The organism is Micromonospora sp. NPDC005252 (assembly GCF_042872475.1).
Taxonomy (GTDB): domain Bacteria; phylum Actinomycetota; class Actinomycetes; order Mycobacteriales; family Micromonosporaceae; genus Micromonospora.
Window position 1 is genome coordinate 696,783 of record NZ_JBIAKN010000002.1, and the last position, 18,470, is coordinate 715,252.

Sequence of the window (18,470 nt, forward strand, 5' to 3'; positions counted from 1 at the left end):
GGCCCGAACCTGTTCACCCCTTCCGGGCGAGCCCGCTTCACCCCGGCGCGACCGACGATCGGGAGACGTGGACCGGGAGGACGGATGGGACCGATCAGACGGCTGGCGCGGGCGAGATCCGCCCTCGGCACGGGTGCGCGGGCCGGGGCGGCGCGGCTGCTGCGCGTACCCCGGCGGCGCGGCCGGCCCGGCGCGGACCGCCACCGGACCACGGCGGCCGGGTGGGAGGTCGTGACCGTCGACCGACCCGCGGACCAGGTCCTTCCCGGCGGCCGGTGGCCGGAGCCGTTGCGCGACCTGGACGGCACGGTCGAGGTGCGGGTGCGGCCGGCGCCGGGTGACCGGGGCACCGAGTTGGCCGCCCGCCCGGTGGCCGGCGCCGCCGCGGCGCCCGGCCTGGCCGCGCATCTGGTCGGCGACGACCCGCAGCTGCTGGTCCGCCGGACACTGCGCCAGGTCAAGCAGCGCGTGGAGGCCGGCGAGGTGCTGCGCGCGGACCGCTCGGCGCTGGACCGCCGGACGGCCCGCGGGTGAGGGCGCTGTGCTGGGTGGCCGCCGACGAGCTGGCGGTACGTGAGGTGCCCGACCCGGAGCTGCGCAACGAGCGGGACGTCATCGTCCGCGTCCGCCGCAGCGCCACCAGCGGCGCCGACCTGCCGCTGCTGGCCGGTCGGGACCCGCTGCTGCGTGCCGGTGACGTGCTGGGGACGGAGTTCCTGGGCGAGGTGGTCGAGGCCGGCCCGGCGGTCCGGCGACACCGGATCGGCGACCGGGTGGTGGTCGGCGCGAGTGTCGCGTGTGGCGGCTGCTGGTACTGCCGCCGGGGCCGGCACTCCTGCTGCGACAACGGCGGCGCCGACGTGGCGAGCGTCGATCCGGACCGGGGGCGTTCGGACGCCGGCTGCTTCGGCCGGCCCCGGGCGGCGGGTGGCTTCGCGGGCGGCCATGCCGAGTACGTCCGGGTGCCGTACGCCGACGTGGGCGCGTTCCGGGTGCCGGACGCGGTCGGCGACGACCGGGCGCTGTTCGCCGCCGACGCGGCGCCGACCGGCTGGCTGGCGGCCGAGCTGGGCGAGGTGCGACCCGGCGACGTGGTGGCGGTGTGGGGCGCCGGGGCGGTGGGTCAGTTGACCGCTCGCGCCGCGACGCTGCACGGCGCCGCCCGGGTGCTCGTCGTCGACCGGCACGAGGAGCGGCTGCGGATGGCCGAGCGGCACGCCGGGGCGGAGCCGCTGGACTACCGCCGTACCGACGTCGCGGCGGAGCTGCGGGAGCGCAGCGGTGGACGCGGCCCGGACGTGTGCGTGGTCGCGGTGGGCGTACCGCCGACGCGGTCGGTCGTCGATCGGTTGGCCGGCCGGGACGTCGACCGCCCGGACGCGGTGCGCGAGGCGGTGCACGCCTGCCGCAAGGACGGCGTGGTGGTGGTGCTCGGCGGGGCCCAGGGGCACGTGGACGCGTTCGCGCTGGGCGCGGTGACCGACAAGCGGCTCACGGTGCGGGGGGCACGCCGGCCGGACCTGCGCGACGTGCCGATGCTGCTGCACCGGATGGCCCGCGACGAGCTGCGTACCGAGCACCTGGCCACCCACCGGCTGCCGCTGGAGGACGGCCTCCGCGGGTACGCGCTGTTCGCCGACCGCGCCGACGGCTGCGTCCGGGCCGTGTTCACACCGTGACCGCGCCCTCCGATCGGCGCTGGGCGATGGCGGGTGGCAGACTCGGGGGATGGCTGGGGAGCGGGCGTACGACGTGGTGCTGTTCGGGGCGACCGGCTTCACCGGGGGGCTGACGGCCGAGTACCTGGCCCGGCACGCGCCGCCCGGGTTGCGGTGGGCGCTGGCCGGGCGCAACCCCGATCGCCTCGCCGCCGTGCGCGGCCGGCTCGCCGCGATCGACCCCACGCTGGCCGACCTGCCGCTGCTCACCGCCGACGTGACCGACGCCGGGTCGCTGCGCGCCGTGGCGGAGAGCGCCCGGGTGGTCGCCAGCACCGTCGGCCCGTACGTCCACCACGGGCAGCCACTGGTCGCGGCCTGCGCCCGAGCCGGCACCGACTACCTGGACATCACCGGGGAGTCGGAGTTCGTCGACCTGATGTACGTCCGCCACCACGCCGAGGCGACCGCCAGCGGCGCCCGGCTGGTGCACGCCTGCGGGTTCGACTCCATCCCCCACGATCTGGGCGTCTGGTTCACCGTCAAGCAGCTGCCCGCCGGCGTCCCGATCACCGTGGACGGCTACGTACGCGCCGGTGGCCGGTTCTCCGCCGGGACGTACCATTCCGCGCTCACCGCGTTCGCCCGGACCGGGGAGGCCAGCCGGGCCGCCCGGGCCCGCCGGGCGGTCGAGCCGCGCCCCACCGACCGCCGCGTCCGGGCGGTGCCCGGCCGGCTGGCCCGCTCGGCGGAGCTGGGCATCTGGACCGTGCCGCTGCCCACCATCGACCCGCAGGTGATCCGCCGTTCGGCCGCCAGCCGCCCGGAGTACGGCCCGGACTTTCGCTACCGGCACTTCGCCGCCGTGAAGCGGCTGCCGACCGTGCTGGTCAGCGCGGTGGGGCTCGGCGCGCTGGTCGGCCTGGTGAAGGTGCCGCCCACCCGACGTTGGCTGCTCGGGCGGCTCGCCTCCGGGCAGGGCCCGACCCCGCAGCAGCGGGCGTCGTCCTGGTTCCGGGTCCGGTTCGTCGGCACCGGCGGCGGAAAGCGCGTGGTCACCGAGGTCGCGGGGGGCGACCCGGGCTACGACGAGACGGCGAAGATGCTCGCCGAGTCGGCGCTCTGCCTCGCGTTCGACGACCTGCCGCCGACCGCCGGCCAGCTCACCCCGGTCGCGGCGATGGGTGACGCGCTGCTGGACCGGCTGGTCCGGGCCGGGCTCACCTTCCGGGTGCTCAAGCGGGACGATGCCACGCCGACGGCGCAGCGGGACGCGGAGCCGGCGGCTTGACCCTCGACCAGGTCGAGGGGGCAGGATGCCCGACGTGGTGAGCGACCTGCACAGCATCGGCGAGTTGGCCCGGGCCAGCGGCCTGACCGTCAGCGCGCTGCGCTTCTACGACTCGGCGGGCGTGCTGACGCCGGCCCTGGTCGACCCGGTGACGGGTTACCGCTGGTACACCGACGAGCAGATCGGCCCGGCCCGGCTGGTCGCGGGGCTGCGCCGGGTCGGCATGCCGGTGCCCGAGATCGCCGCCGCCGTCCGCGCCGAGCCGGCCGAGGTGCACCGGCTGCTCGACGCGCACCTGCGCCGGCTGGCCGACGGGCTGGCCGACGCCCGCCGCGAGATCGTCCGGCTCCGGGCCCTGGTCGACCCGGCGCCCACGACGGTGACCACGCTGCTGCTCTCCCCCGCCGAGCTGGCCGCCGCCCTCGACGCGGTGCGCTTCGCCGTCGGGGCCAACCCGGAGCTGCCGGCGCTGTCCGGGGTGCTGCTCGACGTGGAGCCGGACGGTGTGCGCCTGGTCGCCACCGACCGGCACCGGCTCGCGCTGGCCCGGGCCGGTGCGGCCGTCGACGGACCGCCCGCGCGGGTGCTCGTGCCGGTGGACCTCGTCGACCGGCTGCGCCGGCTGCTCGACACCGCCGACGCCCGGGAGGTGCGGCTGACCGTGGCCGGCGTCGACCTGCGGGTGACGGTGGCCGGTCGGACGCTGACGGGCACCGCCCTGCCGTACGACTTCCCGGACTACCGTCGGCTGCTGCGCGAGGCGGTCGGCGAGCGGCCGGCCGCGTACCGCATCCCGGTGGACGTGGTGGCGCTGCGCGCGGCACTGCGCGACCCGGCCGCTCCCACGCTGGCCCGCGAGTACGCCGGCACGCCGCTGGCGGTCTCCGTCCTCGGCCTCGACGACTCCGGCGGCCTGCGCCTGCTGCACCCCACCGAGCTGGCCGCGGCCGACCCGGCGCCCGATCCGGTGAGCGGGCTGCGGTTCGGGGTCAACGGCGAGTACCTGCTCGACGCGCTGGACGCGGCCGGCGGCCCGCAGCTGGTGCTGGAGCTGGACGGGCCGATCGCCCCGCTGGCCGTGCGCCGCCCGAACGACGAGGACACCTTCTCCGTGCTGATGCCGATCCGGCTGTAAAACCTGTCGCGCTCCCCGTCCCCGGGTGGAAACGTGCGCGACGGTAGCATCTGATGGTTCACCAGTGAACCCCGGACGGAGGCGTACGGAGCAGCATGCTCGACATGGAGTTGATCCGGAAGGATCGCGAGGCGGTGGCGACCGCGCTGGCGAAGCGTCTGGATCCCGCCGAGGTCGATCGGGCCCTGGACGAGATCCAGCGGCTCGACCAGGAACGGCGCGCCCTGATCACGGAGATCGACGCCGAGCGGCAGCGCCGCAAGGCCGAGGCCCGTGCGTACGCGCAGGCGAAGCGCGCCGGCACCGAGCCGCAGGTCACCGCGCCGGAGTCCGAGCGCAAGCAGCTCGCCGAGCTGGAGTCCCAGTTGGACGAGGTGCAGGCCCGGCTGCGCGACGCGATGAGCGAGCTGCCGAACCTGCCCAGCGACGACGTCCTGCCCGGCGGCAAGGAGGCGAACCGGGTCGTCAAGACCTTCGGCGAGCCGCCGGTGATCGAGAAGGTCCGCGACCACGTGGAGCTGTCCCGCGCGCTGGGTCTGGTCGACTATGAGCGCGGCGTCAAGCTCGGCGGCTCCGGCTTCTGGATCTACACGGGGGTCGGCGCGCGGCTGGAGTGGGCGCTGCTCAACTACTTCGTCGACCAGCACATCAGGGCCGGCTACGAGTTCCTGCTCCCGCCGCACCTGCTGCTCGACTCGGCCGGTTTCGCCGCCGGTCAGTTCCCCAAGTTCTACGACGACGTCTACCACCTGGACGCCGACTCCGCGCCGCGCGGGCAGTTCCTGCTGCCCACGTCGGAGACGGCGATCCTGGGCGCGTACCAGGACGAGATCCTGGAGACCACGAAGCTGCCGCTGAAGGCGTTCGCGTACACGCCCTGCTACCGGCGGGAGTCGGCCGGGTCGCACTCGGACGAGCGCGGCACGGTGCGCGGGCACCAGTTCAACAAGGTGGAGATCTTCCAGTTCACCCTGCCCGAGCAGGCGGACGCGGCACTGGAGGAGATGCTCGCCCACGCCGAGAGCCTGGTCGAAGGGCTGGGTCTGCACTACCAGCGGACGCTGCTCTCGGCGGGTGACGCGAGCGCCTCGATGAAGAAGACCCTCGACATCGAGGTGTGGATGCCGAGCACCGGCAAGTACAAGGAGGTGTCGTCGGTCTCCTGGGCCGGCGACTACCAGGCCCGCCGGGCGGCCATCCGCTACCGCGAGCCGGGTGCCAAGCAGACCCGCTTCGTGCACACCCTCAACGGCTCCGCGCTGGCCACCAGCCGGCTCTTCCCGGCCATCCTGGAGCAGTACCAGCAGGCCGACGGCTCAGTCCTGGTCCCCGAGGTCCTCCAGGACCGCCTGGGCACAGACCGCCTGTCCCCGCGCTAAACCCCGCCTCCCGCTGTCGATCATGAAGTTATTGCCCGCCGCCTCGGCGTGTCTCGGCAACAACTTCATGATCGACGCTGGGAGGGCGGCGGCGCCTGAGCAGGAGGGCTGCCAGGAGGAGTGCTGCCAGGGCGGCCAGGAGTGGTGTCGGGCCTAGCGTGTCGACGGTGTTCGACAGGGTTTGCTGGAACTGTGTTGCCGCTCGGATGACCGGGTCGCGCAGGGCGTCGCGGCGGCCGGCGGCCAGCCGCAGCTCGTACCAGCCGTACCAGGCGACGTACCCGCCCGCGAGCAGCAGCACCAGGCCACTGAGCCGGGGCACCAGTGCGCCGGCGACGCGCAGCCGGGCCACCAGCCCGTCGCGCAGCAGCGCCACACCGAGCGCGGCGACCGCGACCACCAGACCCATCCCGAGGGCGTACGCGCCGAACAGGGCCAGCCCGCGGCCGGTCGAGCCGGCCTGGAGGCTGGTCACCACGATGGCGAGAAACGGTGCGATGGCGCAGCCGAGCGACGCCAGCGCGTACACCGCGCCGAACAGCGCCATCGACGGCCAGGACCTGGTCAGCCGGGGCGCCCGCGCGGTCCACCCGGGCGCGGGCAGCCGCCGACCGGCGAGCAGCCAGCAACCGGCCACCACCAGCAGCAGCCCGAGCGCCACGGTCAGCCACGGCAGCCGGGGACGCAGCCAGCCGGCCAGCGGCGCGAGCGCCAGGCCGAAGGCGCCGAAGACCACCACGTACCCCAGGGTGAGCCCGGCCGCCGCGGTGAGCGCGCGGCCGACCGCGCCGCGGGCGTCCGACGCTCCGGCGACCAACAGCGAGAGGTACGCGGGCAGCAACGCGAAGCCGCACGGGTTGACCGCGCCGAGCATGCCGGCGGTCAGCGCGAGCAGCAGCGGGGCGGTCACGCCCCGGCCAGGGCGGCGACCCGGGCGCTGAGCGCCTCACCGTCCAGGAAACCCTGGTGGACGACCTTGCCGTCCCGGTCGATGATCACAAAGATGCTCTGCTCGGTCACCTTGAACCGCTTCCAGAGCACGCCCTTGCGGTCGTCGATCTGCGGCGTGTCGCCGAGGTCGAACTCGCTGACGAAATTCTTCATGTCCCGCTGCTCGCCGAGCCCGGCGACGCCGACGATCGGCACGGTGTCCCGGTACTTCGGCGCGATCTCGGCCACCGTCCACGCCTGGCTGGCGCAGGTGGCGCACCACGGCGCCCAGAACCAGAGCACCACCGGCCGGCCGGCCAGTCGCGTCGCGTCGAACGCGCTGCCGGTGAGGGTGGTCCCGCTGAAGCGCAGGACGTCCGGGACCCGGACCGGGACCGGGGCCGGCGCGGCCGACGGCGAGCCGGTCGCGGAGGCAGCCGGGGTGGCCGGGGAGCTGGCCGGGGCCGGCGCGGTCCCGGCGGCGGCAGCGTCGGGCGGCACCGTGCCGGTGCAGGACGCCGTGGCGAGCAGGGTGGCGACGAGCGCCCCCACGATGGCGGCGCGGCGCGGGTACGCCGCCGCTGTCCGCCCGATCGGCTTGCGCATCCGCAGCTCCGTTCGACAGGTGTGGTGGTCAGTGCCTTTCCCTACTCGGCCTTGGCGAGGCGCAGGGCGAGTTCCGGGCAGACCTTGACGGCCTTCAGGGCGCCCTCGCGCAGCCAGGTCGGCACGGGCGTGGTCGGGAACGCCGGATAGCCGTTGCCGTCGAGCCGGATGAAGTCCGGCACCACGTGCGCGCAGAGGCCGTGCCCGTCGCAGCGGGACCAGTCCAGGGTGAGCATCTGCGGATTGGGGTCGGGCGCGCCGGGCAGCCCCATGACGCCCTTGACCCGCCGGCCGCAGCCGTCGCCGGTGCTGTGCAGCCGCAGGTCCTCGGCGAAGACCTCGATCGCGGAGAGGGCGAACCGGGCCGTGCCGTCCGGGTGGCTGCACGCGCCGCGGCCCTTGACGTCGCCGGCGGCGGCCCGCACCACGTCGGCCGGTTGGCTGCCGGCCACGGCCAGGTCGACCGCGCGGGCCAGGTCCGGCAGGCCCATCTTGCACGGGCCGCACTGGCCGGCGGACTCGCCGGCCAGGTAGCGCACCACCTGGGCGGCCTCGCCGAGCGGGCAGGTGTCGACGCCGATCGGGATGATGATGCCGGCGCCGAGGGTGCCACCGACCGCGGCCAGGCCCTTGCGGGAGACCTCGGCCTTCTCCGCCGCCTCCGGGGTGATCCACTTGCCGTGGTAGCCGCCCATCAGGATGCCCTGGACGTCCGGGACCTCGCACAGGTCGAGAACGTCGCGCAGCGGCATGCCGGCCGTGCACTCCACCACCGCCGGCCGGGCCGCCGCGCCGGTCACGGTGAGCAGCACGGTGCCCGGCTCGTCGTCGGTGCCGAGCGCCGCGTACTCGTACGGGCCGAGTCGTGCGCCGACGGCGAGCTGGGCGTACGTCTCGGCGTTGGACAGCAGGGTGGGCAGGCCGCCGACGCCGGAGTCGCTGGAGCGCTTCTTGGTGCCCGGAGGGATGTGCGGCAGCCCGTTGATGCCGTTGACCAGCGCGCCGCCCTCGCCGGAGATGAACCGGTGCGGCACGGTGACGATGGTGGTCCGCACCGGCATCCGGCGCTCCGCGAGGGCCTCCATCAGCGAGTCCCGGCCGACACCGTCGTCGGCCACGCCGAGAACGATCTCCTCGGCGTCCAGCGCGTACGCGGCCAGCGCCGCGCCGTCGAGGATCAGGTGCGGGGCGCGGGTGAGCAGCACCTTGTCCTTCCAGCTGGCCGGCTCCCCCTCGCTGGCGTTGACGACCACCACCGCGGCGAGGTCCTGCCGCTCGCAGGACTCCAGCACCGCGCGCAGCTTGCGGGCGAACGGGAAGCCCGCCCCGCCCTTGCCCTTGAGCTGCATGCCCTCGACGAGCCGGAGCAACTGTGCCGGCTCCATCGGGCCGATCGGCCCGTGCACCTCCTCGTGCGCGGCCAGGTCGAGCCGGCCGAACTCGGCGAAGCCGGCGGTCAGCCGAGGCTCACCGACGCAGGCCACCGGTGGCACGGTCGTGCGCATCACTTCGCCTCACCCCGCAGCCCGGCCCAGTACGCCCCGTCCACGGCGTCCGCGCTGGCCTTGCGGCGCTTGGCGGACCGGCCCTCGCCGGCGGCCCGCCGGGCTCGCCGCGACGCCAGGTCGACAAGGGTCGGGGTGTCGTCGACGGGCGGCGGCACCTCCTCGGGCACGTACCGCGCCGGCGGGCGCCAGTAGTCCGGCTCCTCCGGCAGATCGTCCTCGACGCTGTGCCGGCCGCTGCCGCTGCGCGGCGCCGCCGAGATCGGACCACCCGAGATCGGGCCGGCCGAGATCGGCTCGGCGGAGACCGGGCCGGCGGAGATCGGCTCGCCGGCCTGCCAGCGGCGCGGGCTGTCCCACGGCTCCTCCGGCTCCTCGACGGCCCGTCGGGGCGGCGCCGAGTAACGGGTGCCCTCGTCCTCGGAGCGGGACCGGCGGCTGCTCTGCTCGGCGGCCGGCTCCTCGGCGCGACGGCGCCGGGTCGGGGCGGTCTCCTCGTCACGGGTACGCGACGCGCGCCGCCCGGTCACCGGCTCCAACTCCTCCTCGTCGCGAAGACGGGTGCCGGTCTCCTCGACGCTGCGCCGGCTCGACCGGCGGGTCGTGGTCTCCGCCTCGTCGCGCCGTCCACGCGTCGGCCGGTCGGCGTCCTGCCGAGCCGCCGGTGCCTCGTCCCGCCGCCGTCGACTGGGCCGGGCCGGCTCGGCGAGCGAGCCGGGCTCGGGCACCACCGGAACGGTGAACCGCTCGGGGTCGCGCCGCCGTGGGCCGGGCGGCGCCGTCCAGGTGGCGGTGGTCGCCTCCGCCCAGGCGGGGCGCTTGTCCTCGCTGGCGTCGCGGCGACGGCTCAGGCCGGCCAGCAGCGACCGCCCGCGGCCCTCCTCGGTGGCCCGCCCGGCCAGCACCGCGTTGCGCACGGCGGCCTGGTGCTGCTCCCGGCTGCGCCGGCCGATGGTGACCGAGAGCCGAACCAGCAGCGCCAGCACGACGAACAGGATGCAGGCGAGGTAGCTGAGCACCACCCAGGACTTCGCGGCCCGACCGGCGTTGAGGCCGTGCACGATCGCGAAGGGCCAGGCGAGGTAGGCGGCGGAGTGCAGGGCGCGCCACAGCCACTTCGGACCGACGCCGGCGAAACGGGCCCGGATGATGCCGGTCCAGATCACGCTGACCATGAGCAGGGCCGCCACCGTGCCGAGGCCGACGTAGAGGCCCCGGCCGCCGACGAACGGCACCAGCGAGTCGGTCGCCGCCGCGCGACCGGTAGCGATCTTGGTGAGGACGTGGAAGAACAGCCCGGCGACGCCCAGGACGCCGGTGGCGCGGTGCGCCGACTGCATCAGCACCCGGTGCGAGATGCCCAGCACCAGCCGGTCGGTGGCGAGCAGGCCCAGCATCACGGTGAGACTCAACGACACCAGGGCGATCACCCCGGCGAAGAACTCGGTGAAGAAGAAGCCGTACGCGTACGCCGTCTGGCCGGCGCCGGTCAGCATGGTCGCCGCCCAGAGCGCGGCCAGCGCGGACGCGATCAGCAACGTCGTCGCCGAGCGCGACCTGGTCCGCACCCCCCGACTGCTGGTGCTGGTCCGGACCTCGGTGGCCTTCTGGTTCTGCTTTGCCCGGGCCATCTGCTCCTCGATCGTCTCGCGGCGGCGCACCACCGGCCGACCCCTGCTCCCCCATCCAGTACGGACCGGCGGGGCGAGCGGATCACCCGGGGACGGAAATTTCTGGGCCGGATCGAACCGACCGACGCCGGGACGCGTGTAACGGCCACCGTGGACAGTGATCGACATCCATACATTGACAGTCGTTGCAACACGCTTGTAACCTTTCGGCAAATTTCAGCATGGGTTGCAAGATTCGAGCAGCCGATGCGATCCCCCGCCGCACCACCACCCCCACCCCCGCTCCCGTCAGGAGTCCCGATGCACCGACGTCGACGCGGCTCGGCGATCCTCGCCCTCGGCCTGGTCGCCAGCCTGCTCGTCCCCCTCACCGCGGCGGCGCCCCCGGCCGCCGCCAGCCCGTCCGGCGCCAAGAAGGTCATCGTCCAGCTCTTCGAGTGGAACTGGCCGTCGGTGGCCAGCGAGTGCCAGAGCACGCTCGGCCCGAAGGGCTACGGCTACGTCCAGGTCTCGCCCCCGCAGGAGCACGTGCGGGGCAACCAGTGGTGGCTGGCGTACCAGCCGGTCAGCTACCGGATCGAGTCCCGCAAGGGCACCCGGGCCCAGTTCCAGTCGATGGTGAACACCTGCCACGCGGCCGGCGTCAAGGTGCTCGTCGACGCGGTGATCAACCACATGTCCGGCCAGGACAACGGCGGCACCGGCTGGGCCGGCTCGTCGTACTCGCACTACGACTATCCGGGCATCTACCAGACCCAGGACTTCCACCACTGCGGGCGCAACGGCGGCGACGACATCGCCAACTACAACGACCGGTACGAGGTGCAGAACTGCGAGCTGGTCAACCTGTCGGACCTGAAGACCGAGTCGGACTACGTCCGGACGAAGATCGCGTCGTACCTCAACGATCTGCTCTCGCTCGGCGTGGACGGCTTCCGGCTGGACGCCAGCAAGCACATGCCGGCCGCCGACATCGCCGCGATCCGGGGCAAGCTGTCCCGCTCGGCGTACCTGGTGCAGGAGGTCATCTACGGCGCCGGCGAGCCGGTCCAGCCGACCGAGTACACCGGCAACGGTGACGTGCACGAGTTCCGCTACGGCAAGGACCTGGCCCGGGTCTTCCGCTCGGAGAAGCTGGCGTACCTGAGCAACTTCGGCGAGGGCTGGGGTCACCTGCCCACCGGGTCGGCCGCGGTGTTCGTGGACAACCACGACACCCAGCGGGACAACAGCGGGGTGCTGACCTACCGCGACCGGGGGATCTACGCCCTCGCGAACGCCTTCATGCTGGCCTGGCCGTACGGCTCGCCGACCGTCATGTCCAGCTACACCTTCAGCAACCGCGACGCCGGCCCGCCCTCGGACGGCAACAACAAGACGCTGAACACGGCCTGCTACTCCGGCTGGGAGTGCGAGCACCGCTGGCCGGTGATCGCCAACATGGTCGGCTTCCGCAACGCCACCGAGGGCGCGGGCGTGGCCAACTGGTACGACAACGGCAACAACCACATCGCGTTCAGCCGCAGCGGCAAGGGCTTCGTCACGCTCAACGACGAGGACTCCGCCGTGAACGGTCGCTCGTACTACACCGGGCTGCCCGCCGGCCGGTACTGCGACGTCATCCACGGCACGTACGCGGGCGGCACGTGCAGCGGACCGGTGATCACCGTGGACGGTAACGGCTGGTTCGCCGCGAACGTGCCGGCGCACGACGCGGTGGCCATCCACATCGGCGCGCGGGTCTGACCGACCCCGGGGCCTCCGGCCGGCGCGTATCGCCGAACCGGGGGCCCCGGACCGTCCACCGCCATAAAGTGGTTTGGTGTCGTTTGACCGAATGTCCCCGTACCGCCGCCGTGCCGGCTGGATCGCCGCCGGCATCGCCGTACCCGTGCTGCTTGCCGCCGCGCTGCTGGTCGGCCAGGCTCTCACCCCACGCTCGACGGCCCCCGACAGGCAGAACGTGGCCGCAGCCGACCCGACGCCGAGCAGCATCGAGCAGAGCCCGGAGGAGTCGGTCCCGCCGGCCGCGCCCGCCCCGGCCAGTCTGCCGGTGCTCGACTACGACCCCGCGCCCAAGGGTTTTCCCGCCGACCCGGCCACGATGGACGTCACGCCCCTGACCGAGGGCGTGCACCCGACCCGGCGGATCGCCGCGTACGACGCGCCCGGCGGACGGCCGCGCGCCTTCCTCGAACCGACGCTCGCCGGTGTCGAGCTGACCGTGCCGATCGCCGAGCGTCGGGTCGGCTGGACGGCCGTCCTGCTGCCCTCGGCCAACCGGCGTCTCGCCTGGCTGCCACCCGGCGGGTTCGACACCGTGGCGCTGCGCGACCAGATCGTGGTCGAGCGCAAGGCGCACCGGCTCACCTGGTACCGGTCCGGCAAGGCGGTGCGCTCCTGGGAGACGAGTCTCGGCCAGTCCGGGCAGGAGACGCCGCTCGGGCGGACCTTCGTCCTGGGCCGCACCCCACCGCCCGGGAAGGTCTACGGCGGGGTGGACATCTACGCCCTCGGCTCGGTGCCCGACGACCCGGAGGCGGTGCCCACCGGGCTGCGCGGCGCGCACATCGGCCTGCACACCTGGTACAACGACGACGAACTGGGCGAGAACACCACCAACGGCTGCATCCGGGTCAACCGCAGCGGCCAGCGGGAACTGCTCGCCGAGGTCCGACCCGGCAGCAGCCTGGTGGTGGTCGACCGGCTCGCCACCCCGCCGCCGACCGCCTGAGCGGGGCCGCTCAGTCGCCGAGGAGCCAGCCGTTCTGCTCGGCGATGCGCACGGCCGCGGCCCGGTTGCGGGCGCCGGTCTTGCCGATCGCCGCGGAGAGGTGGTTGCGCACCGTCCCCTCGGACAGGTGCAGCGCCTTCGCCAGCTCGGCGACCGCGCCGCCGGCGCGGGCCGCCCGCAGCACCTCGGTCTCCCGCTCGGTCAGCGGGCTCGCCCCGGTGGCCAGGGTCTCCGCGGCCAGCGTCGGGTCGACCACCCGCAGGCCGGCGTGCACCCGGCGCACCGCGTCGGCGAGCTGGCGGGCCGGGGTGTCCTTGACCACGAAGCCGTTCGCGCCGGCCTCCATGGCGCGACGCAGGTAGCCGGGCCGACCGAACGTGGTCACCACCAGCACCCGGCAGGCCGGCAGCGCCGCCCGCAGCGCGGCGGTGGCGGCGATCCCGTCCAGGCCGGGCATCTCCACGTCCAGCAGGGCCACGTCGGGCGTGTGCCGGAGGGCCTCGGGCACCACCTCGTCGCCCCGGCCCACCTCGGCCACGACGGTCAGGTCCGGTTCCAGCGACAGCAGCGCGGCCAACGCACCACGGACGAGCGCCTGGTCGTCGGCGAGCAGCAGCCGGATCGGCGTACCCGCCGCGCTCACCGGGCCGCCACCGGGGCGTGCACCCGCAGCAGGAAGCCGGTGCCGTCGTCCCGCCCGCGGCCCACTGTCACCACGGCGTCCAGCCGGCGGGCCCGTTCCCGCAGACCGACCAGCCCGTACCCGGCGGCGCCGGCGTCCGGCGTGGACGGCCCCCGGCCGTCGTCGCTCACCTCGACCCCGTCCGGGCGCACCCGGATCGTGCAACACCGCGCGCCGCTGTGCCGGACCACATTGGTCACCCCTTCGCGTACCGTCCACCCGAACAGCCGGTCCCACTCCCTCGGCAGCTCCGGCACCTCGGCCGGCAACTCCGCCGCGATGCCCGCCGCGGCGAGGGCGGACCGCGCGCCGGCCAGCTCCCCGGCGAGGGTGACCTCCCGGTACGCCCCGACGGTCTGCCGCACGTCGGCCAGCGCCGCCCGCGCCAACCTCTCCACCTCGGCGATCTCGGCGGCCGCCCGGACGGTGTCGACCTCGATCAGCCGCCCGGCCAGCTCGGCCTTGATCGCCACCACGGTCAGCGAGTGCCCGAGGATGTCGTGCAGGTCGCGCGCGGCGCGGGCCCGCTCCTCGGCGACCGCGAGCCGGCCGATCTCCTGCTGCGCTGCCTGCAACTCGCTGTTGCGCTGAGCCAACCGGGACACGCCGAACATGGCGAACGAGGCGAGCAGCACCGCGAAGACGATGCCGTGCTCCGCCTCCCAGCCCGGCACCAGCCAGGACGCCAGCGCGGGAGTCACGGCGCAGAGCGCCACGGTGACCAACGCCTCCCACGGCGGCAGCAGGAACACTCCGGCCGCGGCCACGTAGACCAGGGTCGCCAGCCAGTCGCCGCCGGTGCCCGGGATGCTGACCAGGCCCACCGCGAGCAGCACCAGCAGACCCACCCGCGCCCGCCCCGCCGGGATCGGCAGCAGCAGCTGGCGCAGCCGGCGGGCCCACTGGAACAGCAGCACGTAGCCCAGACCGAAGACGACCAGGGCGGTCACCCCGACGACCCGCCGCCACGGCTCCGGCTGCTGCAGCGCGGTGGAGATCGGAATGTTGAGGAAGAACAGCCACACGGCGGCCAGCAGCCAGCCGATGTACCGCCACTGGCGGTTCATCGGCTGGGGCTGCCCCGTCGGGAGGTCCATCGGCTCCACGCTAGCGGTCGCGGCGGTCAGACCCGAGCGGTGTCCCGGCGGAACAGCCGGGCCGCGCCGACGCCGAAGGCCACGGTCCAGAAGACCATGTTGGCCACCCCGGCCATGCTCACCCCGTCGCCGGTCAGCGGGGCGCGGGCCAGCTCACCCATGCCGTACACCGGAGTGAACTTCGCGGCCTGCTGTAGCACGTGCGGCAGCACCTCGACCGGCACGAACAGGCCGCCGAACATGGCCAGCACGGCCAGGATCGGCCCGATGAACTGCATGACGTTCTCGGCCGGCACCAGGTAGCCGATGAACAGACCGAACGCGGCGAAGACCAGCGAGCCGAGCCACGCGGCGAGCCCGGACAGCAGCCAGACGTCCAGCGGGAGGCGGACGCCGGCCGCGGCGCCCACCACGAACTCGATGACGACAGCGATCAGGCCGAGGGTCATCGCCGTGGCCACCTTCGTCGCCACGTAGGCGGTCGGGCGCAGCGGGGTGAGCCGCAGCTGCCGGCTCCAGCCCAACGCCCGCTCGGTGGCCACCGCGCCGCCCGCGCTGGTGGTCGCCACCATCGCCGCGTACACGGCGAGGCTGATCATGACGTACGCCGTCACGGGTCGGCCGTTGTCCAGTGTCTGCCCCCGCTGCGGCAGGCCGAAGATGAGGAAGAAGACAGCCGGCATGATCAGCGTGAAGGCGAGGGTGCGGCGGTTGCGCAGCACCCGCCGCAGTTCGATGCCGAGGACGGCCGGGGCGAAGCCACCCATTGCGGGCAGCCGGCGGTCGGGCTGGGTGGGTCGGTCGGGTCGGTCGGTGCGGGTGGCGGCGGGGGTGGCCGGCAGGGTGGACATCTCAGGCTCCGATGCGCTCGGTGGTCAGGGCGAGGAAGGCGTCCTCGAGGTTGCGGGAGGTGATCTCCACGTCCCGGGCGGCGGTCCGGGTGAGCAGGTGACGGGCGATCGCGTCCGAGTCCCCGGTACGCACCAGCACGCTGTCGCCGCGTACCTCCACGGCGTCCACACCGGGCAGCGCGGCGAGCGCCGCCTGGTCCGCGCCGGGCAGGGTGGCCCGGACCGTACGGCCGGCGGCCAGGTTCTTGATCTCCGCGGTGGTGCCGTCGGCGACGATCCGTCCCTGCCGGACCAGCACGATCCGGTCGGCGTACGCGTCCGCCTCGTCCAGGTAGTGGGTGGCGAAGATGACCGTCCTGCCGTCGCGGGCGTCGCGGCGCAGGGCCTGCCAGAAGTCCCGGCGGCCCTCGACGTCCATCCCCGTGGTCGGCTCGTCGAGCACCATCAGGTCAGGGTCCGGCAGCAGGGCCAGCGCGAAACGCAGCCGCTGCTGCTGACCGCCCGAGCACCGGCCCACGATCCGGTCGGCGATGTCGGCGATGCCGGCGCGCTCCAGCACCTCGGCGGCGGGGCGGGTGTGCCGGTAGAAGTGGGCGGTCATCCGCACGGTCTCGCCCACGGTGAGGTCCTTGAGCAGCCCGCCGGTCTGGAGTACGGCGGCGACCCGACCCCGGGCCACCGCGTCGTCGGCGGTGCCGCCCAGGACGCGGACCGTGCCCGCGTCCGGGCGGGCCAGGCCGAGCAGCATGTCGATGGTGGTGGTCTTGCCCGCCCCGTTGGGGCCGAGGAACGCCACCACCTCGCCGGGCTGCACCCGCAGGCTCAGCCCGTCGACCGCGGTGACCGTACCGAAGGTCTTGGTGAGGCCGTTCAGCTCGACGGCCGGATGCGTACTGGTCATGCAATAGATGCTCCGGCGTCGCGGACGTCGGCTCCCGGAGCGGCCGTCACGTTCCGGCCGTGACATTTGTCAGGGACGGCCCGCCGGCGGGTCGATGTGGCACGCCTGGCTGGACACGGAGTGTGACGGCCATGGCAGGAGATACGGCCCAGAGCGATATGACTCAGAGTCATAGATATACCTCTGCGTCATATCGCCTTCCGACAGGTCCGCCACCGCCCCTGGCTCTTGCGCTCCGCCCGGTCCGAGCCCACCGGCAGGCATTGCCAGCGCGGCAGCGGGTAACCGCCGGGCCGGACAGCGACACCGGGAGGACGCGATGGGTGCCACGCCGCAGGGCCGGGTCGACACGGTCGTGCTGATCCACGGACTCTGGATGACCCCGCGCAGCTGGCAGGGGTGGGTCGAGCGGTTCACCGAGCGCGGCATGCACGTCATCGCCCCCGCCTGGCCCGGGATGGACCGGTCCGTGGAGCAGTTGCGCGACGACCCCACCCCGATCGCGCAGCAGAGCATGGCCACGATCATCGCCCACTACGACCGGATCATCCGGGCGCTCCCCCAACCGCCGATCATCATGGGGCACTCGTTCGGTGGCCTGTTCACGCAGGTCCTCGTGGATCGGGGCCTGGGCGCGGCGGCCGTCGGGGTGCACCCCGCGGCGGTGAAGGGGGTGCTCAAGGTGCCGCTGAGCCAGCTGCGCTCCGGCTTCCCGATCCTGCGCAGCCCCGCCAACCGGAACAGGGCCGTCCCGTTCACCCCGGACGACTTCGCCTACACCTTCGGCAACACGCTCAGCCGCGAGGACTCCGACCGGGCCTGGCAGCGCTATGCGGTCCCCGGCGCCGGTCGGGTGTTCTTCGAGGGGGCGTTCGCCAACCTCGACCCGCGCTCACCCGCCCGCGTCGACAACGGACGCGACGACCGCGCGCCGCTGCTGCTGATGGCCGGCGGGGAGGACCACGTGGTGCCCGCGTCGGTGGTCCGTGCCAACGCGGGGCTCTACCAGAAGTCCCGGGCGCTCACCGCGTACGAGGAGTTCCCCGGGCGGTCGCACTTCACCGTCGGGGCGCCCGGCTGGGAGGCGGTCGCCGACTACGCCCTGGACTGGGCGCTGCGCGCGGCGGCGCTGCCCCGCGAGGCGACGATCGCCAGCGAGGCCCCCCGCCGCTGACGCGTCACAACCCCAGCGCGGCGACCGCGTCGGCGAGGGTGGCCGCGGTAGCGGGCCGTCGTCGGGCAGGTCGTCGACGGGCTCGACCAGGTTTTCGCGCAGCTCAGTCTGGCGTCGAAGCGTCTCGAGGAGCTGCATCGCAAGATGTGGGGGGCCCAGAACGCTAGCGACGGCCCGCAGCCCACGTTCAGGACTGCATCGTCACCCTTCAGCAGTGCCGCGAAGGTATCAAGGTATACCGGGCGGCATGGGACCCACCTGGCCCAGACCGATCCATCGGCCATTTGTCCGATTTTCGCCATGCCGGGCAACAAGACTTGATCACGTTGCGTTTCTTTCGAATTAGTAGAATGCTGGCGCCATGACCGCACCCAACCGTGTCATGGATGAGCAGACGATCCTGCCCGACCCCGCCCACAGCGCTGAGGTAATCGACCTGCTTCAGGTCCTGCGCGACCGTGGACAGGTGGTGCCGGAGACGCGAGCACGCCTGGTGAGCGGGGACGGCTCAAGCACCGTGCCTCTACCCGACGGCCTGCACGACATCCTGGTGAAAGCGCTCGAAGCCCTGGCCAGCGGCTACGCCGTCACGATCGCGCCACAGCACACGACGCTCACCACGCAACAGGCCGCGGACATGCTCGGGGTCTCGCGGCCGACTCTGACAAGGCTGCTAGACGAAGGAAAGATCCCGCACGAGCGACCCAACAGCCACCGTCGCATCAGACTCGCGGACGTACTGGAATACCAGAGGCAGCGTCGAAAGGAACGCCGGGAGCTGCTTCAGCGCATGACCACAGAGAGCATCGGGCTCGACCTTTACGACCTGACGGATGATGACTCCGTCGACGAAGACGACAACCGAACGTGAAGCAGATACTTCCGTTGCGCGGTCG

The 18,470-nt window shown here is 73.7% G+C and carries 17 protein-coding genes; 9 read left to right on the forward strand and 8 right to left on the reverse strand.

What is annotated here, in order from left to right; all coding sequences use genetic code 11:
- Nucleotides 1–84: 84 nt before the first annotated feature.
- From ACFYPH_RS09005 to serS, 5 genes are all read left to right on the forward strand, one after another.
- Nucleotides 85–534, forward strand: a complete 450-nt coding sequence (locus ACFYPH_RS09005; protein WP_355064189.1) for a hypothetical protein — start codon at nt 85–87, stop codon at nt 532–534.
- Entirely contained in the window at nt 531–1,679 is a 1,149-nt protein-coding gene (locus ACFYPH_RS09010) for an alcohol dehydrogenase catalytic domain-containing protein (RefSeq protein ID WP_387180334.1), read from the forward strand. The genes ACFYPH_RS09005 and ACFYPH_RS09010 overlap by 4 nt, the downstream gene beginning before the upstream one ends.
- A gap of 49 nt (nt 1,680–1,728) precedes the next feature.
- The gene (locus tag ACFYPH_RS09015; RefSeq protein WP_355135151.1) at nt 1,729–2,949 is read left to right on the forward strand and encodes a saccharopine dehydrogenase NADP-binding domain-containing protein; all 1,221 of its coding nucleotides are present in this window, start codon (nt 1,729–1,731) and stop codon (nt 2,947–2,949) included.
- A 25-nt stretch (nt 2,950–2,974) separates the two neighbouring features.
- A complete protein-coding gene (locus ACFYPH_RS09020) occupies nt 2,975–4,084 on the forward strand; it encodes a MerR family transcriptional regulator (protein WP_387180337.1) in 1,110 nt (369 codons plus the stop codon).
- Nucleotides 4,085–4,179: 95 nt separating this feature from the next.
- A complete protein-coding gene (gene serS, locus ACFYPH_RS09025) occupies nt 4,180–5,463 on the forward strand; it encodes a serine--tRNA ligase (RefSeq protein ID WP_355064184.1) in 1,284 nt (427 codons plus the stop codon).
- 28 nt (nt 5,464–5,491) lie between these two features.
- Here serS and ACFYPH_RS09030 read toward each other — a convergent pair whose 3' ends face one another.
- The 4 genes from ACFYPH_RS09030 to ACFYPH_RS09045 are packed head-to-tail and all read right to left on the reverse strand — an operon-like array spanning nt 5,492 to nt 10,168.
- Complete coding sequence (locus ACFYPH_RS09030; RefSeq protein WP_355064182.1) at nt 5,492–6,373, reverse strand: cytochrome c biogenesis CcdA family protein; 882 nt, start codon at nt 6,371–6,373, stop codon at nt 5,492–5,494.
- Nucleotides 6,370–6,999, reverse strand: coding sequence for a thioredoxin-like domain-containing protein (locus tag ACFYPH_RS09035; RefSeq protein WP_387180340.1), 630 nt, complete (start codon nt 6,997–6,999; stop codon nt 6,370–6,372). Before ACFYPH_RS09035 ends, ACFYPH_RS09030 begins: the two co-directional genes overlap by 4 nt.
- A 41-nt stretch (nt 7,000–7,040) precedes the next feature.
- On the reverse strand, nt 7,041–8,507 hold the full coding sequence (locus ACFYPH_RS09040; RefSeq protein ID WP_387180342.1) for an NADH-ubiquinone oxidoreductase-F iron-sulfur binding region domain-containing protein: 1,467 nt from the start codon (nt 8,505–8,507) through the stop codon (nt 7,041–7,043).
- A complete protein-coding gene (locus ACFYPH_RS09045; protein ID WP_354856245.1) occupies nt 8,504–10,168 on the reverse strand; it encodes a hypothetical protein in 1,665 nt (554 codons plus the stop codon). The genes ACFYPH_RS09040 and ACFYPH_RS09045 overlap by 4 nt, the downstream gene beginning before the upstream one ends.
- Nucleotides 10,169–10,435: 267 nt before the next feature.
- Between ACFYPH_RS09045 and ACFYPH_RS09050 the strand changes: the two genes are divergently transcribed.
- Nucleotides 10,436–11,881 carry an alpha-amylase family protein gene (locus ACFYPH_RS09050; RefSeq protein WP_387180345.1) on the forward strand — a complete coding sequence of 482 codons (1,446 nt, stop codon included), beginning with the start codon at nt 10,436–10,438 and terminating at the stop codon, nt 11,879–11,881.
- Nucleotides 11,882–11,957: 76 nt separating this feature from the next.
- Nucleotides 11,958–12,869, forward strand: a complete 912-nt coding sequence (locus tag ACFYPH_RS09055) for a L,D-transpeptidase (protein ID WP_387180347.1) — start codon at nt 11,958–11,960, stop codon at nt 12,867–12,869.
- A 10-nt stretch (nt 12,870–12,879) separates the two neighbouring features.
- Here ACFYPH_RS09055 and ACFYPH_RS09060 read toward each other — a convergent pair whose 3' ends face one another.
- Genes ACFYPH_RS09060 through ACFYPH_RS09075 form a run of 4 tightly spaced genes read right to left on the reverse strand, consistent with a single transcriptional unit; the run spans nt 12,880 to nt 16,400 of the window.
- Nucleotides 12,880–13,512 carry a response regulator transcription factor gene (locus ACFYPH_RS09060; protein WP_354856249.1) on the reverse strand — a complete coding sequence of 211 codons (633 nt, stop codon included), beginning with the start codon at nt 13,510–13,512 and terminating at the stop codon, nt 12,880–12,882.
- Nucleotides 13,509–14,648 carry a sensor histidine kinase gene (locus ACFYPH_RS09065; protein ID WP_387180350.1) on the reverse strand — a complete coding sequence of 380 codons (1,140 nt, stop codon included), beginning with the start codon at nt 14,646–14,648 and terminating at the stop codon, nt 13,509–13,511. The genes ACFYPH_RS09060 and ACFYPH_RS09065 overlap by 4 nt, the downstream gene beginning before the upstream one ends.
- Before the next feature lie 26 nt (nt 14,649–14,674).
- Nucleotides 14,675–15,499 carry an ABC transporter permease gene (locus ACFYPH_RS09070; protein ID WP_387180353.1) on the reverse strand — a complete coding sequence of 275 codons (825 nt, stop codon included), beginning with the start codon at nt 15,497–15,499 and terminating at the stop codon, nt 14,675–14,677.
- A gap of 1 nt (nt 15,500) precedes the next feature.
- Nucleotides 15,501–16,400: an ABC transporter ATP-binding protein gene (locus ACFYPH_RS09075; protein ID WP_234584431.1), complete on the reverse strand. Its 900-nt coding sequence runs from the start codon at nt 16,398–16,400 to the stop codon at nt 15,501–15,503.
- A 319-nt stretch (nt 16,401–16,719) separates the two neighbouring features.
- On the opposite strand from ACFYPH_RS09075, the gene ACFYPH_RS09080 reads away from it, so the two are divergent.
- Nucleotides 16,720–17,574 (forward strand): alpha/beta hydrolase, encoded by an 855-nt coding sequence (locus ACFYPH_RS09080; protein WP_387180356.1) that lies wholly within the window; start codon nt 16,720–16,722, stop codon nt 17,572–17,574.
- A gap of 361 nt (nt 17,575–17,935) precedes the next feature.
- Nucleotides 17,936–18,445 (forward strand): helix-turn-helix domain-containing protein, encoded by a 510-nt coding sequence (locus ACFYPH_RS09085; protein WP_387180359.1) that lies wholly within the window; start codon nt 17,936–17,938, stop codon nt 18,443–18,445.
- The last annotated feature ends 25 nt before the right edge of the window (nt 18,446–18,470 follow it).

Coding starts and splice junctions, on each gene's coding strand:
- ACFYPH_RS09005 (WP_355064189.1), top strand. CDS start 85: ATGGGACCGATCAGACGGCTGGCGCGGGCGAGATCCGCCCTCGGCACG.
- ACFYPH_RS09015 (WP_355135151.1), top strand. CDS start 1,729: ATGGCTGGGGAGCGGGCGTACGACGTGGTGCTGTTCGGGGCGACCGGC.
- ACFYPH_RS09020 (WP_387180337.1), top strand. CDS start 2,975: ATGCCCGACGTGGTGAGCGACCTGCACAGCATCGGCGAGTTGGCCCGG.
- serS (WP_355064184.1), top strand. CDS start 4,180: ATGCTCGACATGGAGTTGATCCGGAAGGATCGCGAGGCGGTGGCGACC.
- ACFYPH_RS09035 (WP_387180340.1), bottom strand. CDS start 6,999: ATGCGCAAGCCGATCGGGCGGACAGCGGCGGCGTACCCGCGCCGCGCC.
- ACFYPH_RS09050 (WP_387180345.1), top strand. CDS start 10,436: ATGCACCGACGTCGACGCGGCTCGGCGATCCTCGCCCTCGGCCTGGTC.
- ACFYPH_RS09065 (WP_387180350.1), bottom strand. CDS start 14,648: ATGGACCTCCCGACGGGGCAGCCCCAGCCGATGAACCGCCAGTGGCGG.
- ACFYPH_RS09070 (WP_387180353.1), bottom strand. CDS start 15,499: ATGTCCACCCTGCCGGCCACCCCCGCCGCCACCCGCACCGACCGACCC.
- ACFYPH_RS09075 (WP_234584431.1), bottom strand. CDS start 16,400: ATGACCAGTACGCATCCGGCCGTCGAGCTGAACGGCCTCACCAAGACC.
- ACFYPH_RS09080 (WP_387180356.1), top strand. CDS start 16,720: ATGGGTGCCACGCCGCAGGGCCGGGTCGACACGGTCGTGCTGATCCAC.
- ACFYPH_RS09085 (WP_387180359.1), top strand. CDS start 17,936: ATGACCGCACCCAACCGTGTCATGGATGAGCAGACGATCCTGCCCGAC.